General features: G+C 66.1%; 15 protein-coding genes. 9 read left to right on the top strand and 6 right to left on the bottom strand.

Features of this window, described 5'->3' with window-relative positions; genetic code table 11:
* The first annotated feature begins 29 nt into the window (after positions 1–29).
* Entirely contained in the window at positions 30–458 is a 429-nt protein-coding gene (locus ACZYVJ_RS07770) for a DUF6188 family protein (RefSeq protein ID WP_463830470.1), read from the top strand.
* A gap of 34 nt (positions 459–492) precedes the next feature.
* Here the strand turns inward: ACZYVJ_RS07770 and ACZYVJ_RS07765 are convergent, their stop codons facing one another.
* Both ACZYVJ_RS07765 and ACZYVJ_RS07760 read right to left on the bottom strand, forming a co-directional pair.
* A complete protein-coding gene (locus tag ACZYVJ_RS07765) occupies positions 493–882 on the bottom strand; it encodes a VOC family protein (RefSeq protein ID WP_463830469.1) in 390 nt (129 codons plus the stop codon).
* 47 nt (positions 883–929) lie between these two features.
* Entirely contained in the window at positions 930–1,352 is a 423-nt protein-coding gene (locus ACZYVJ_RS07760; protein ID WP_463832894.1) for a VOC family protein, read from the bottom strand.
* 57 nt (positions 1,353–1,409) lie between these two features.
* Here ACZYVJ_RS07760 and ACZYVJ_RS07755 point away from each other — a divergent pair, with 57 nt between their 5' ends.
* Both ACZYVJ_RS07755 and ACZYVJ_RS07750 read left to right on the top strand, forming a co-directional pair.
* Entirely contained in the window at positions 1,410–2,288 is an 879-nt protein-coding gene (locus ACZYVJ_RS07755) for an LLM class flavin-dependent oxidoreductase (RefSeq protein WP_463832893.1), read from the top strand.
* Positions 2,289–2,364: 76 nt separating this feature from the next.
* Positions 2,365–3,237: a tetratricopeptide repeat protein gene (locus ACZYVJ_RS07750; RefSeq protein ID WP_463830468.1), complete on the top strand. Its 873-nt coding sequence runs from the start codon at positions 2,365–2,367 to the stop codon at positions 3,235–3,237.
* A 23-nt stretch (positions 3,238–3,260) separates the two neighbouring features.
* Here the strand turns inward: ACZYVJ_RS07750 and ACZYVJ_RS07745 are convergent, their stop codons facing one another.
* Positions 3,261–4,988, bottom strand: a complete 1,728-nt coding sequence (locus ACZYVJ_RS07745; RefSeq protein ID WP_463830467.1) for an NAD-binding protein — start codon at positions 4,986–4,988, stop codon at positions 3,261–3,263.
* A 558-nt stretch (positions 4,989–5,546) separates the two neighbouring features.
* Between ACZYVJ_RS07745 and ACZYVJ_RS07740 the strand changes: the two genes are divergently transcribed.
* From ACZYVJ_RS07740 to ACZYVJ_RS07725, 4 genes are all read left to right on the top strand, one after another.
* The gene (locus ACZYVJ_RS07740; RefSeq protein WP_463830466.1) at positions 5,547–6,524 is read left to right on the top strand and encodes a hypothetical protein; all 978 of its coding nucleotides are present in this window, start codon (positions 5,547–5,549) and stop codon (positions 6,522–6,524) included.
* 84 nt (positions 6,525–6,608) lie between these two features.
* On the top strand, positions 6,609–9,200 hold the full coding sequence (locus tag ACZYVJ_RS07735) for a hypothetical protein (RefSeq protein ID WP_463830465.1): 2,592 nt from the start codon (positions 6,609–6,611) through the stop codon (positions 9,198–9,200).
* Positions 9,158–9,970, top strand: a complete 813-nt coding sequence (locus ACZYVJ_RS07730) for a hypothetical protein (RefSeq protein ID WP_463830464.1) — start codon at positions 9,158–9,160, stop codon at positions 9,968–9,970. The genes ACZYVJ_RS07735 and ACZYVJ_RS07730 overlap by 43 nt, the downstream gene beginning before the upstream one ends.
* On the top strand, positions 9,967–10,977 hold the full coding sequence (locus ACZYVJ_RS07725) for a sensor domain-containing protein (protein WP_463830463.1): 1,011 nt from the start codon (positions 9,967–9,969) through the stop codon (positions 10,975–10,977). Before ACZYVJ_RS07730 ends, ACZYVJ_RS07725 begins: the two co-directional genes overlap by 4 nt.
* Before the next feature lie 26 nt (positions 10,978–11,003).
* Here ACZYVJ_RS07725 and ACZYVJ_RS07720 read toward each other — a convergent pair whose 3' ends face one another.
* A complete protein-coding gene (locus tag ACZYVJ_RS07720; protein WP_463830462.1) occupies positions 11,004–11,375 on the bottom strand; it encodes a nuclear transport factor 2 family protein in 372 nt (123 codons plus the stop codon).
* Between the two features lie 33 nt (positions 11,376–11,408).
* On the opposite strand from ACZYVJ_RS07720, the gene ACZYVJ_RS07715 reads away from it, so the two are divergent.
* Both ACZYVJ_RS07715 and ACZYVJ_RS07710 read left to right on the top strand, forming a co-directional pair.
* A complete protein-coding gene (locus tag ACZYVJ_RS07715) occupies positions 11,409–11,978 on the top strand; it encodes an NUDIX domain-containing protein (RefSeq protein WP_463830461.1) in 570 nt (189 codons plus the stop codon).
* Between the two features lie 70 nt (positions 11,979–12,048).
* The gene (locus ACZYVJ_RS07710) at positions 12,049–12,558 is read left to right on the top strand and encodes an Rv2253 family sensor-like surface protein (RefSeq protein ID WP_463830460.1); all 510 of its coding nucleotides are present in this window, start codon (positions 12,049–12,051) and stop codon (positions 12,556–12,558) included.
* Between the two features lie 31 nt (positions 12,559–12,589).
* Here the strand turns inward: ACZYVJ_RS07710 and ACZYVJ_RS07705 are convergent, their stop codons facing one another.
* Together ACZYVJ_RS07705 and ACZYVJ_RS07700 are read right to left on the bottom strand one after the other, a co-directional pair.
* Positions 12,590–12,877 (bottom strand): DUF732 domain-containing protein, encoded by a 288-nt coding sequence (locus tag ACZYVJ_RS07705; RefSeq protein WP_463832892.1) that lies wholly within the window; start codon positions 12,875–12,877, stop codon positions 12,590–12,592.
* Between the two features lie 282 nt (positions 12,878–13,159).
* A complete protein-coding gene (locus ACZYVJ_RS07700; protein ID WP_463830459.1) occupies positions 13,160–13,846 on the bottom strand; it encodes a glycoside hydrolase in 687 nt (228 codons plus the stop codon).
* Positions 13,847–13,926: the final 80 nt, after the last annotated feature.

The raw sequence follows: 13,926 nt of genomic DNA, 5'->3' as shown, positions 1-13,926 counted from the left end.
ACTTGGCATATCAAGGACGGAGTGGACTCATGGCTGAGCCGAAAATGATCGAACATTGGCTTGAAGGCTGTGCTTTACAGCGGATCATGTTCCGCGATGGTTTGGTGCTGAATTTCGACGATGACAATGAGCTTGTCATCTCGGTACCGATGCGCCTGACCCTGCCGGCCATCGCCACCGCCCCCGCGGAAGTGGTCGCAATCGACCCGAATGACCCCGCCGACCAGGAGCGTGCGCTCTTTGATTTCTCCGGGCGAAACTGCACAGGGTTGGATTGGTTTGACACCGGAGATCTCCACCTCGAGTTCTCCGACGGTCACAAGGTCGACGTGCCCCCGGACGACGACGTCACCGCGTGGGAGCTGTATGGCAAGTACCACGGATACGCCGCCTGCCTACCGCACGGCAAGGTGCGGGTTGTGCGGCACGACGTGGACGACACGAACATCGACGGGTAGAGCTCCCAGCGAGCCTAATCGGCGCCGGTCGGGCTCAGCTGCCAGAGCCGTACGGGCGCGTGAGGATCTCCATGGCGTGCCCCGAAGGATCGAGGAAGTACACGCCGCGCCCGCCGTCTCGTCGGTTGACCTCGCCGGGCCGTTTGGCCCCCGGGTCTGCCCAGTGCTGCAAATTGCGCGATGTGATCTTGCCGTAGATGGTGTCGAACTCCTGCTCGGACACCAGGAACGCGTAGTGCTGGCGTGGGATGTCCGCGCCTTCAGGGGCATCCGCGTAGTCGAGACTCGCGCCGTGCTCAAGCTCGACAACCATGAAGTGGCCGAAGGGCTTTGGGCTGGGCAGGCCGAACAGCTCGGCGAGAAATTCGGCGGATTCGTGTTTGTCGCGTGATGCGACGATGGTGTGGTTGAAACTGATGGTCATAGTTCTTTCCAGTCAACCACTCCGATGCCCGGCCCGCCAACGCCGCGCTACTTGGGTGCGGTTAGTTCCAAGGCGATGTTGTCGGGATCGCGGAACTCCAGGATGTAGGACGGCCCGATGTCTTTGACCGGCTGGTGGGCGACGCCGAGCTCGTCGAGATGCGCTGCCGCCGAATCCAATTCATCTTTGCTGGCGAGGCGAAAGGCAATGTGGTCGAGTCCGACGCGGTCCTCGTCGAAGCGGTCGGCGGCGACCGGCCGCAGCCCGAGGAGCGTCCCGCCGAGGTCGTAGATGACGCCGCCGAACAGGAAGCTCAACTGGTTGCGGGTGGATTCGTCAGCATTCTCGGGAACTTCGATCAGCACCGGCCAACCGAACACGCTTTCGTAGAACTGCCGCGACCGCTCGATATCGGTCACGGTCAGTCGGACATGTGCGATGGAACTACTGGTGAACGCCACTCGCCCCATGGTTCCACTGAAGGGCCGCATATCAAACATGCCAGAATCGCCGTCGTGCGGATTGCGATGACGATGCCGGTGATGGAGCCGGATCTGGATGCGACGGTGCTCGAGACGTGGGCGCGCGGTATCGACGAGGGCCCGTTCTCTTCGCTGTGCTGGGGTGAGCGGATCGCCTTCGACAATCCGGACAACCTGACGTTGCTGGGCGCGCTGGCCGCCTGGACCAATCGGGTGCGGCTGCTGACGACCGTCATCGTGCCGCAGCTGCACGATCCCGTCATGCTCGCAAAGGGGCTGGCGACCGGTGACCTGCTCAGCGGCGGCCGGTTGACGGTGGGAATCGGCGTGGGCGGCCGGCACGAGGACTACCACGCCGTGAGCGCCGACCCGGCGACGCAGACGATGCGCGGCATGGCCGAACGCGTTGCCGTGATGAAGCGCGTCTGGGCGGGGGAGAAGACCACCGACTCGGTGCTGCCCGTCGGACCGGCTCCGGTCCAGCCCGGCGGTCCGCCGCTGTTCGTCGGCAGTATCGGGCCGAAAACCATCCGCAGCGCGGCCGCGTGGGCCGACGGGCTGGCCGGCACCACCCTGGACCTCGACGTCGCCAAGCAGAACGAGCTGTTCGACGTGGCCCGGGCGGCCTGGGCCCAGGTCGGCAAGCCCGAACCCCACCTGATCACGTCGTTCTGGTTCGCGTTCGGATCCCCCGAGGAGTCTCGCGCCCAGATCCACCGTCACCTACGCCGCTACATGAACTGGATACCGGCAGAGTACGTCGACGCGATGGCGCCGATGACCGGCTGGGCAGGCAGCGAAGACGAGCTGTTGGACGTGTTGCGCAGGTTCGAGGACATCGGCACCGACGAGGTTCAGCTCATCCCGACGAGCTCGGATGTCGATCAAGTACGTCGCGCCGCGGACGTTGCTGCGCGGCTGTAACCTGCCGTCCTGTGGCATCGCCGCAGGTAGATCGGGGTGAATTGCCGCCTCGGCGCGGTGGCGATTTCATTAGCGAATGACGCAGCAGGAGTTGCCCGCCCCGCTGGCCGAACTGACCGGGCTGATGACGGAGTGCGCGAATCACGGTGATTACGCCGGGGCCGCGCGGCAGGCAAACGAGCTGGTCACCCTCTGCCGGGCGACTCTTGGCGAGCGTCATGCCACCGTCCTGGAACTGAAGGTGTCGCTGGCCACCTTGCAGCTGCGGGCCGGCGAGGAGGCCGTCGCCTACGACGAGTTCGCGCGGCTGATACCGGACCTCGTCGAGGTGCTCGGTCGCGACCACCTCAGCACCCTGACCGCTCGCCACCTGTTGGCGGGCCGGCGACAACCTTCGCTGTCGTCGCTTGCCGAGTGGTCGCAGCTGTTCGCCGACGAACAGCGCATCTTGGGTGGCGAGCACGAGAGTGTGTTGGTCGCCCGCGAGAAGATCGCCGAGAAGCGTTGGGAGATAGGCGATGTCGTGGGCGCAATGGCCGAGGGTGAACAGGTCCTCGCCGCGCGCCGTCGCGTGCTCGGTGACGGCCACGCCGACACCCTGGGGACCAGATTGATGCTGGCGATCTGGCGGGGCCGGGCGGGTGACGTTCCCGCGGCCGTCGCCGAGCTCGAACCGTTGATCCGTGACCTACGCGAAAAGCTCGGTGCCGACCACGTTCACCTGCTCATGGCCCGGCATATGTTCACGCTCTGGGCCCCGGACCGGGCCGGCGTCACCGACGAGGTCGCCGCGTGGGCGGCACTGGTCGACGAAGAGGCGCGCGTACTCGGTGAAGAGCATCCGGTGACCGTCGCCGCCCGCCACGAGTTGGCCGAATGGTGTGCCCGGCATGTCGGCCGCGCCGACGGATCGGGCGGCCCGGGGTCGCTCGGCTGGTCAGCTTCCTGATCCGGATGCGGCGCTGAGCGTCTTCAGGTCGTCGCCTTATCCGCCGGGCGCTCGTCGTTGACCGCGGGCTCCTGCGGCGGCTGTCCCTTACGCAGCGTCTCCAGCAGCTCGCGGTACGGCCCCACCAGATAGACGGTGTCGCCGCCGCGCAGCCACGCATCCCGGCGAGGGTGCAACTCCACGGGCGTATCCCGCCGGGTGATCGCGATGACCCGGGTCTGGGTGGACATCTCGAACATCCGCAGCCCGTCGAGTTCGCTGCCGGCCGCCACGTGCATGGCGCCGACCATGAACGAACGCGGCCCGACCGAGAACGTCCCCAGCACCTGCAGGCCCATCGCGGCGCCGATGAACCAGGGGGCGGCGAGGTCGACGGTCGAGCGGACGTTCTCGAAACCGAACCGCTTGGCCACCGCGTCACCCAGGGTGCGGTCATAAATGCGCAGCACTATCGGCACGTCGGGCCGGTTGACCTCGGGCATCACCCGGGGTCCGAGCATCTCGCGCAGCACGATTCCGGTCTCGATGTTGACCATGTCGTCCTGGGTCAGCACCGCGACGGCGCGGGCACGGTCGACGCGGGCCGACTCCAGCGTCTGGCGCAATGTCGCGTCCCCGAAGATCACCGGCACGTCGAGTTCGTCTGCGGCCGAAAGGAATCGGTTGTTCTCGTCTCGCTCGATCACCGCGACGTCGTATCCGGCGGCGGTCAGATCGCCGACGACGCGGCTGCCGAACGAGCCCAGCCCGACAACGATGATGTGGTTGCGCAGATGGCGTGCGCGGCGGACCCCGGCCGATTGCAGGAAGCGGCGCGAGAGCAGCAAGTCCGCCAGGAACGCGACGAGCAACGCGGTGGTGGTCACGCCGGCGAACATCAAGGCGACGGCGAATATTCGCAGCCACGCGGATTGGTGCAGGAAGGTGAACTCGCCATACCCCACGGTGGTGATGGTCTCCGCGGTGAAATACATCGCGTCCAGCCAGGACAGTCGCGGCTTCGTGTAGGAGAAGTGCACGACGACCGTCGCGGCGAGCAGCAGGCTCAGCGCGAGCAGCATCGCGGGAAAGAGCATGGGATTGACGTCGTCGCGCATCGCCCGCGCGGCGTCCGAGACGCGCCGCATCCACGATTGGCGCGAGCGCGTCGCGCTCGGCCGTGGCGTCCTGATGCCGCGCGCGGCCAGCTCATCGGCGCTGCCGATCATGGCGGTCCAGTCGCCGATGCGCACGCGATGATCCCGTCCCGGGCACGGGACCACTTCGTCGGGCGTAGCGGAGTTCTCGCCGTGAATCACGGCTACCGGTGCCAGGTCGCCATAGATCTCGCGAAGGGTCGCGTCGCGGGGCGCCTCGGCCCCCGACACCAGAAATTTGATGCCGGCGGCCTCGACCGGATGCGTATGGCTCGACAGGCAGGCCTCGACCACCGAGGGCGCCGCGAGGTCGGCGACGTCCAGGATGGCGCCGGGCCCGTTGTCGGCGGCCACCGCTCCCCGCAACACGTCGTTGCCCAGCCGGGCGACTACGCGCACGTGAGGGTTCGTTTTCCTTGCCAGCAAGGCGATTTCGAGATTCTTCGCGTCGTCATCCCCGGCGCACACGATGGCGTGTGCGCGGGCAAGGTCGGCGCCGGCGAGCTCCTCGCTGTGCAACTTGACGATCGTGGCGCCCGCGCGGTTCAGTTCCTCGGCGATCGTGGTCGCGAGCGCGTCGTCACCGCTGACGATGATGTGGCGGCGCGTGCTCATGTATCCCCACCTCTGATGACATTGGCGCTCAGCTGTTGCTATGACTATCGGGCACGGTGCAGATTGATGCCAGCGCGACATGTCAGAAACTCGAAGATGACTGGGAGGACGCCGTGGAGCGGCCCCACTCGATTGGTGGTTGGACCGCATCAACTTGCTGATCGACATGATGGGCGATGTCGATCTGGGCGGGGCCGTCACGCTGGACTATTCCGAGTCATCGTTGTCGGCGCTCGAGGCCACCGCGCGACGCCGGTTTTACCGGGCCTTTCCATCTGCTGTCGTTCATGCTCGACCGTGGCGACCACGGCCGTCCTCGCGCGTACCACGACGAGTGGGTTGGCTGATTCCACCCCGCGGGACCCTGCGGCTGCGAGTCAAAATTGTTGTATGACTTACGTTTCCGTAGCCTGCGTGGCTCCGTTCGGCGGGGCGGAGGCGACGGTCATGCGAGTGATCGCTGTGCGATGATCGTGTCAGGTCAACTACCGGTACAACAGGGATAATCGACGCCATCGTCGCTTATTGGGCGGCGCTGAGACTGGACGGGAGAACGCGGTGGAGGGTGGGCCACTCGATTGGTGGTTGGACCGGATCAACTTGCTGATTGACATGATGGGTGATGTCGATCTGGGTGGGGCCGTCGCGCTGGACTATTCCGAGTCATCGTTGTCGGCGCTCGAGGCCGCGGCGCGGAATCGCCTGGCCGATCCGACCGAAGTGCTGTACGACGAACACCAGTCGTTCACCGCGGGGGTGGTGGCGTATCTGGGTGAGGCCTTGATGCGGGTCGGTGGCGGGCGGTGGGACTGGGTCGCCGAGGCGCCCGAGGGCGTCACGGTCGATGAGCCTCTGCTGCGACAGCGGCTGTCCGAGCATCGTTGGCGGATCGACAGCGCGGGTGAGCCCGACGCGACGGGCTTTCCGATCATTCGTCCGGACTCCGATTGCGGGCTGGAGGCGCTGTCGCCGACACACCTGCTGCTACAAGCATTGGCGACCGATGAGAGTGAGGTTTTGGCCGCCACCTACGGACGCTGGAAGCAGGTCGTGCAGGACTACGCCGAGGCGCATCCTGGATGGTCCCCGGTCAAAGAGCGCACGCTGGCGGACGGCCTGTTCAACGCCCCGCCGCCCTCGACGGTGCTCGATGACTGGCTGACTCGACAGGAGCAGAATTTCCCGGACTGGGCGGCTCGCAACGGTGGCAACTGGGATTACAGCCCCGACAGTATTAACCGGTTGACCGAGCTCGTATCACGGAAAACGCCGACTGTGGCTGCGATTCGGGATCCGCGCAACGCTGAGTTCGTTGACGGTGCCAGCTACTACTTGGGCGAGATACTGCGGCGCGGCTGCCCGTCGCGTTGGGTGTATCGCGAGTTTCGCGACGAGGGTGACCCGATTACCGCAAACTTTCAACTTCAGTTGAACGACGACGCCGGCTTCACCGGGCCGTTCCATCTGCTTTCCTTCATGCTCGAGCGTGGCGACCTCGGCCGTCCTCGCGCCTACTACGACGAATGGGTCGGCTGAATTCTCAAGCCCGTCAACCTCACTTAGGATCGCGACATCTTGTGCTTCGCCTTCGAGCGCGAAGTCCGACGGGGAGGGCCGCATATGGCTCGGGTTTGGCTGATATGGCGTCGCGTCGTCGCGACCGCCCTGGTTCTGGCGTTGGCGTTGCTGTTGGCGCCCACGCACCAGGCCGTTGCGGATCCCGCACCGAAACTGCCTGGGTATTCCGCCGACCAGGATCCGCCGGTGGGCAAGACCCCCCTCACCTATACCTTTCCGTCAGCCAACGGCCTCTCTGCACTACCCGCACCGAGCCGCGCGGCCTTGATCGATATCAATACCAAGGGCAAGTACAAAGCCGGCACCGAACAACATCTCTACAAGAGTTGGTTGGTCTACCAGAACCAGCGCGCGCCCGCTGTGGCGAATCCGTTGAGCTGGGCGGACTATCGCGACGCATACGTTCGTGCCTTCAACAATCGCAACACGGGCACCAGCTTCGAAACCGCGCTCGACCAAGAGTTGAAGTTGACGGAAAACGGTTACATACGCAACCGGAAGATCAAGGGCACCTCGATCAACCGCCGCCCTGACTTCCACAACGATCAAGAAATCGTCGAGATCAAGACCGGGGCCGTCGACAAGGCACAGCTCGAAGACTTCCTACGCATCGCGCAACAGACCGGTCGTCGGGTGGTGTACATCTTCCCGGACAAGCCGCCGCCGGCGACGCTTCAAGCAATGCTTGCTGCCGCTCAGGGCCTGGGCGCGTCCGACCGGCTATTCGTCCGGTATTACCCGACGGTGGGTGTACCCGACCCGTCGGGGAAAGCCGTCCTCGCCAGCGGCGGGCAGAACCCGGTCAACGGGGGTGCCGATCAAACCACCGGCGCATCTCCGGACTCCCCGGCCCAGGCGATCGAACAGGCATTTGTCTCAGGGCAGGTCAACGCCGACATGGACATTGAACAGGCGGCCCAGGATCCCGAGTCGGTACCGGAGTCGGTGCCCGTCTCGGCGCCGGCCCCCGCCCCGGGCCAGCAAGCACCCGGTTCGGCTCCGGCGCCCGCCCCGGGCCAGCAAGCGCCGGCTCCGGCCCCGGCACAGCAGGCGCCCGGTCCGGTCCCCGCACCGGCCCCGGCACAGCAGGCGCCCGGTCCGGTTCCCGCACCGCAAGCGCCCCGACTCCCCGCACCGCAAGCGCCTAAGCCGGCGGCCGGCCCGATGCCGATCAATCCGGGCGCCGTTGTTGGCCCAATCGTCGACGCCGGAGTCCTCGCGGGCGTGACGGCGGCCAATACCGTCGCCGGCATCATCGGCGCCGCTACGGGCGGCGCTGCCACCGTTTTGGCCAACGTCACGGGTGGCCTGGTCAGCGGCATCGCCGGCGCGGTGACAGGGGGAATTGTCGGCGGCGTGGCCAGTGGGATCGGCGGCGGCGTCGCGAGCGGCGTCAGTGCCGTTTCCAGCGGGATCGGTGGAGTGCTGGGCGGTGTCGATTTCTCGACGTTGCAGCTCCGCTACATCTCCGACACCGATCTCAACGGCAACGGTGTGCAGTATTCCTTCGCCGCCAATACGCAAACCGGCGGTGCGCCGTCGTTCGGCGGTAATGCCAACGCGTACATGGCTTCGGACTCGTTCTTCGTCTGGCTTGCGCTACCCACCTCGGCATTCACGGTGAACCTCAACCCGAACGAACCGGACCGCATCATCGACGCACAGTTCGGTCGCACCGACGCCGGACGGATCCTGCTGGAAGCCGATTACACCATGAAGCAGGCCACCGCGAAGCTCGTCGACCCCGCCACGCCGGACGGCCGCCAGTTCTTGGATGCGTTGAAGGGCTCGAAATGCTTTTCCCCGCAACGGAAGTGGATCATCCCACTGCCGGCCAGCGTGTCCGCGCAGGGCGACTCGATGTACATCCTGGACGCTCCGCTGGATGTGAAGCTCGAAATCGAGGGGATGGACTTGAAGCCGGGCATCGGCTGCCCCGCCCAGGACGCGGGAATCACCCGCCAAAACGACGATCTGTACCGGACGATGATTTTGCCGAAGATCGTGGACGAGGTGAATCACGCGCCCGAGTACGCCGATCTGCGCCGCGTGTATGCGAGCCGGATCGCCGCCGAGTGGTACCGGCAACGCAGTGCCACCAAGGCCACCGCCTACTCGAAAATCGTTGACTCGGGCGACATCGACGCCTGGACCACCAAGGAACCCTTCAGCCCGCAGGAACTCTTCAACCGCTACCGCAAGTCCTTCTACGAGGGCGACGCGACCTACACCTGGCAGACCGGTGACCGCACCACCTGGAAGCTGACCATCGGCGGCGTCGATTTCACCAACATCCCGCTGGTCAACATGACGCCCAAAGACTTCGCCAAAGACCATCCGAGCCTGCCCGCCACCGCAAGCGGTTCGCTGTTCGGGCCGCGGCTGCAGACTTCGCCGCAGCAGAGTTCCGCGCAGCAGGTGTGGTTGGGCGGCCTGACCAGTGCGCGACCGATGAGCCAGGTTTGGAAAGGCGACCCGGGAGTGCTCATCCCGATGCCGAAGTCGGTATTCGGGACGTCGCTGAGTCCGCTCATGTACGCCGCGATCGTGTTGCCGTTGGCCGCCTGGATCGGTGTCGGGGGTGCGCTGTGGTGGCGGCGCAGGCGGACGGCCGGTTTGCCGGGGAGGCGCTGACGGTGTCAGACCACTCCCAGGATCCCTTCTTCGATCCCTTTAGCCCCGAACCCGTTTCGCCGACGCCCTCGTGGGGCCCGCCGGCCTCGCCCGGCCTGCCGCCGCCACCCGCCGCGCCGCGACCGCCCGCAGCGCAGCCGCCACCCGGCCTGCCGCCGCCCGTCCGGCCGCCGGCGGCGCCGGCCCGGGCGGCCGCGGGTACGTCCCCGGCCACGGTGTTTTTCGGCAGCTATGTGTTCGCCGGCATCGCAGCCCTGCTGTTGGCGGCGGCGATCGCTGTGCTGGTGGCGATTTCGGATTTCCGTGCACGCGGCAGCACCTCGGGCCCGCTGCTGGTCGCCACGGCCGCCGGATTGATCGTCGTCGCGGCGTTGGTGGTGTCGCTGGCTGTGCTCACGGATCGGGGGCACAGCTGGGCCCGAATCGTGACGTGGGGCGCCTGCGTCCTCGGATTGTGCACGGGCGTAGCGGTTTTCGTTCTCGACCTGGGGGAGTCCGTGGCGTGGTTCGGCCAGCTGCTGCATGTCGGCGCCGTCGTGGCAATGATCATTTCGGCCGCCTCTGCCGCGTTACTCGGCCTGCCTGAGTCAAGCGCCTACTTCCGTCAGGGCAGCAGGCCTGAACCCATTGCCGCACCAGCTTTTCCGCAACCGGCCGCCTTTCCCGCGCCGTCGGCCCCGCAGCAACCGCCGGCGCCTTCGCAACCGCCCGGTTCCACGTCGCCTCCGAGGACGCCGGCGAATGACCCCGACTACGACCCGTTCTCATGACGGCTAGTTGGCCGGGCCCGAGTTGGCCCAACCCCTTCGACCCCGGCGCACCGCCGCCCCCGCCGCCGGGCCAGCCGCCCCCGCGGCCGCCGTCGGACGAAGTCAACACGCTGGCGACGCTGTCGGTCGTGTTCGCGTTTCTGCTGGCCCCGGTCGGAGCGGTGTTGGGGCACTTAGCCCTTAGGGACATCCGCCGGCGCGGCGACCTCGGCCGCAACCGTGCGCTGGTCGGGCTGACGCTGTCGTACGCCTTCACCGTCATCGCCGTGGTGGCGCTGGTGCTGTGGGCGACGCTCGGCAACAACCACGCCGGCCCATCAACGGCGCACTCCGGCGGGACCACTGCCTCGGGTGCGGCGAAGCCGAGTGCGACCACGCCCGCCCCGCCGGAACCTTCGGTGACGACCGAAGGCCTACAGTCGCTGGTGCTCACCGGTGAAGATGTCGCCGGCCTCATCAAAGCGCCCGGCATGTACGTCAACAAGACGTGGACTCAGACGCACGAGCTGCAGCCCGGCGACAGCTTCGACCCCCCGGAGTGCACCCAAGCCGTGTTCAACGGCCTGACCGCGTCCTATCGCGACAGCGGTTATCGCGCCATCTACGGCGTCGACCTGGGCCAGCACACCAACGGTTTCCCGCATGGGGTTTCGGAGTTCGTCGCTACGTTCGACAATGCCGTGGCCGCAAAGGTTTTCGTCACCAGCGCGGTCAATCAGATCAACGGCTGCGCCCTGAGACAGTTGACCTACTCGCACGGCGGCGTTTCCGGCATCTACAACGTCGGCACACCGGCGCAAACCGGTCCGGTGACATCGGTGCGCTGCACCCTGGGGACCGTGCAGGACAACGGGCGGACCACCGACGTCGGCAGCCAGCACACCAGCGCACTGCGGGCGCTCGCGGCCAAGGCCAACGTCGTGGTCGACGTCGATGTGATCGGGCGCGATCTCGGAGACGACGCCACCACCCTGGTGCAGGGCATCCTCGGGCGAATTCCGAGTTAAGCGGTCGGCCAACGGAATTGGCGGATCTACAAGACCTGAACGTCGGCAGGTGACCAGAACGCGCGCATCGACGTGATCTTGGCCTCCCCGTCGAACGACATCATCGAGATGGGTGAGATTCGGGTTCGGCTGTCACCGGCGTCGAGCGTCAGATGCCAAAAGAAGGCGGCTTCGCTGCCGCCGATCCGTATTTCGGCGAGTTCGGTGTCCTTCTTGGCGTCTTGGAAGCCCGCATAGAACGCGCGGATGGCGTCATGCCCGCGGCGGATGTCCGATCCGATCGGATCCTCGATCGTGGCGTCGGCGGCGTAGAGGGTCACGATGTCGTCGGCGGTACCCGTTGCGACCAGCGCGAGGTAGCGATTGACGGTCTCGGTGATGGCTTCTGGGGACGGCATAGCTTCGGACGCTACTCCTCGCCCTCGCCCGGTATGAGTTGCGGTATTCAAGGCAATACTGGCGTCGTGACTTTCATCGAACGCCTCGCGACCCGCGAGATCTATCGAAATCCGTGGATGGTGCTGCGAGAGGACGACATCCGCCGCCCGGACGGCAGCGAGGGCATCTACGGCGTCATCGACAAGCCGGCCTATGCGCTCGTGATGCCGTATGACGGGCGACGGTTCCGGTTGGTCGAGCAGTATCGCTATCCGCTCGGCGAGCGACGCTGGGAGTTTCCGCAAGGTACCGCTCCCGACCTGGTCGACGCCGAACCGGCCGAGCTGGCCGAGCGCGAGTTACGTGAGGAAACCGGATTGTGCGCAACGTCATTCGAGGCCCTCGGCCAGCTCGACGTCGCACCGGGAATGACCAGTCAGCGCGGCTGGGTGTTTCTGGCCACCGGTATCGCCGAGGGAGAAGCCGACCGCGAGCACGAGGAACAGGACATGCGCAGTGCGTGGTTCGCGCGCGCCGAGGTCGAGTGGATGATTCGCGGGGGAGTCATCGCTGACGCGCAGTCGATCGCCGCCTATGGGTTGTTCCTGTTGCGAGCGCACTGATCGTGTGACGACACCGCGATGTGTCCGTGCCGAGATCATGCCGCGTCGTCGAACGGCCACCATTGACGCAATGCGGCCGAGCTTTCGGGTAGTTGCGGTGCTCGCCGCCGTCGCCGCGTCGATCGTCGGCGCGCCCGGCATAGGTGTGCATGCGCTGGCACCGTCGTGGAATGGCAAATACTCACTGGTGAGGTATGCGGTCAACAAAACCGGCACCAGCGTCGCCGCCACGCAATCCGAACCGACCTTCAGCGCGGATTACGTCTTCACCACCGCATGCTCGTCGGGCAGCTGCGTGGCCACCGCCACCAACGGCCCCACGCCGAAGAACCCGACGCTGCCCCAGCCTTCGCACTACACCTGGGACGGCACCAAGTGGGTTGAGCGCTTCGACTTCCAATGGGATTGCTATATGGGCGAAGGCGTTTCGAAGGTATGGGCACCCGCGAAGTCGTGGGCCTTCTACACGCCGCAGCCCGATGGTTCGCTACGCGGGACCTGGCACACCGACATCAACAACGGTCCCTGCAGAGGCAGCGTCGAAATGCCGGTGGCGGCGTTCGCCGCCGGGCCGGCATGACGGAGACGCCGTCACGACGCCTCAGGATTGTTTAGGGGCAGTAGTTCGATTCCGCCGCGCTCACGATGGCCGCGGCGTCCCCGTAGTTGAAGGAACTGCTCAACCCGGAATGAACGTCGGTCGCCAGCTCGTCCGGAGTCTTGCCCGCGGCGCGATCCGAGCAGATGGCGTGCCCCAGCGAGATCAGCGTGCCTTCGCCACCCGGCTGCCACACCACGCCGATCTTCTTCAATTGGCCCAAGTACCCGTCATCGTCGGCGGCGGCGACCCCGCTACCTACCGTTAACGCGGCAGCAACGACAGCCGGAATACACAACATGCGCAGCCCGCAAACACCCTTCACGCTCGGCTCCTTTTTTCAGTGGTGGTGACAACGGCCTCAGTATGCGACGTGCGGCACGGGATTGCCCGGCGAACGGTAAAAGCTGGCAAACCGTCAGTGAGCAACTATGTCCTGCGTCAGCAATCGAAGGCCATTTTCGTGGCAACCACACCGCAAGGCGGTGTTTTGGGCTGATCGGATGCGTCGATCCGCCGGACCCCGCCCGTGATGCGCCTATGAACGGTGCCCGATGCTGTTGCCGGGTAATGACTTGGCGGATCAGTCCGGCGGCGCGGCGGTCATCGAGGCGATGTAATAGGTTTCGTGCCCGGTCGGGTAGCCGCCACCGCCGGTCGCGATATGCACATGGTCGTAATGGTCGGCGGTCTCTGAGCCCAGGTCCGCCATCCAGTTCCCCCCGCCGACGCCCGGGTAGATCTTCTGCCGCCAGATCACGTGGTTGATGCCCCATCGCTTGGCATTCGCCAGGGCATAGCCGGCGATCTGGTTGCCGAGCTCGATGCCTTCGGGGGAGTGGTAGTTCGGGATCATCACGTCGATCGCCAGCCCGTTGGGATGCCACGGCAACGGATCCTCGCGGTATCCGTAGATGGTCTTGATCTGGGGGAAGAGCACGGTGATGACGCGGGCCGCCCAGATGGTCTTGACCTGCAACCGGTCCTCGGATCCCACGCTGTGCGGCAATGCGAGTTGGAATTGCTGGCCGGCGGACGGGGCGGGCGGTGCCAACGCCGTCAGCGATTCCACCTCGGCCGGACTGGCGGTGCGCGGCGCACTGGCAGGCAGGGGCGCGGCGGCGGCGCTTGTGGTGGGAGCCGGCGCGGGCGTCTCGACGCAGCACCGTGTCTTGGTGCCCTGCGCGTGAATCATGGCCGCGGAGACGACGAGCGACGCTGCGATCGCCAGCCATCGCCCGCCGCCCTTGGCGAACACCTTCACGCCCACCAGCAGGAGCTTAATGTTTGTTTGTGACGCGTGGGGGGGCTTTTTCGATTGCTTGTCCAGCGCGGGCGAGCGGACCACAA

The sequence above is a fragment of the Mycobacterium sp. IDUB_3 genome, from assembly GCF_055419585.1.
The sequence above is the reverse complement of the archived record's forward strand: the minus strand, read 5'-3'. Positions and strand labels throughout refer to the sequence as shown.

What these genes read in the sequence shown, in the direction of transcription:
- ACZYVJ_RS07770 (WP_463830470.1), top strand. Translation starts at nt 30, where the DNA reads ATGGCTGAGCCGAAAATGATCGAACATTGGCTTGAAGGCTGTGCTTTA.
- ACZYVJ_RS07765 (WP_463830469.1), bottom strand. Translation starts at nt 882, where the DNA reads ATGACCATCAGTTTCAACCACACCATCGTCGCATCACGCGACAAACAC.
- ACZYVJ_RS07760 (WP_463832894.1), bottom strand. Translation starts at nt 1,352, where the DNA reads ATGGGGCGAGTGGCGTTCACCAGTAGTTCCATCGCACATGTCCGACTG.
- ACZYVJ_RS07755 (WP_463832893.1), top strand. Translation starts at nt 1,410, where the DNA reads ATGACGATGCCGGTGATGGAGCCGGATCTGGATGCGACGGTGCTCGAG.
- ACZYVJ_RS07750 (WP_463830468.1), top strand. Translation starts at nt 2,365, where the DNA reads ATGACGCAGCAGGAGTTGCCCGCCCCGCTGGCCGAACTGACCGGGCTG.
- ACZYVJ_RS07745 (WP_463830467.1), bottom strand. Translation starts at nt 4,988, where the DNA reads ATGAGCACGCGCCGCCACATCATCGTCAGCGGTGACGACGCGCTCGCG.
- ACZYVJ_RS07735 (WP_463830465.1), top strand. Translation starts at nt 6,609, where the DNA reads ATGGCTCGGGTTTGGCTGATATGGCGTCGCGTCGTCGCGACCGCCCTG.
- ACZYVJ_RS07725 (WP_463830463.1), top strand. Translation starts at nt 9,967, where the DNA reads ATGACGGCTAGTTGGCCGGGCCCGAGTTGGCCCAACCCCTTCGACCCC.
- ACZYVJ_RS07720 (WP_463830462.1), bottom strand. Translation starts at nt 11,375, where the DNA reads ATGCCGTCCCCAGAAGCCATCACCGAGACCGTCAATCGCTACCTCGCG.
- ACZYVJ_RS07715 (WP_463830461.1), top strand. Translation starts at nt 11,409, where the DNA reads ATGAGTTGCGGTATTCAAGGCAATACTGGCGTCGTGACTTTCATCGAA.
- ACZYVJ_RS07710 (WP_463830460.1), top strand. Translation starts at nt 12,049, where the DNA reads ATGCGGCCGAGCTTTCGGGTAGTTGCGGTGCTCGCCGCCGTCGCCGCG.
- ACZYVJ_RS07705 (WP_463832892.1), bottom strand. Translation starts at nt 12,877, where the DNA reads ATGTTGTGTATTCCGGCTGTCGTTGCTGCCGCGTTAACGGTAGGTAGC.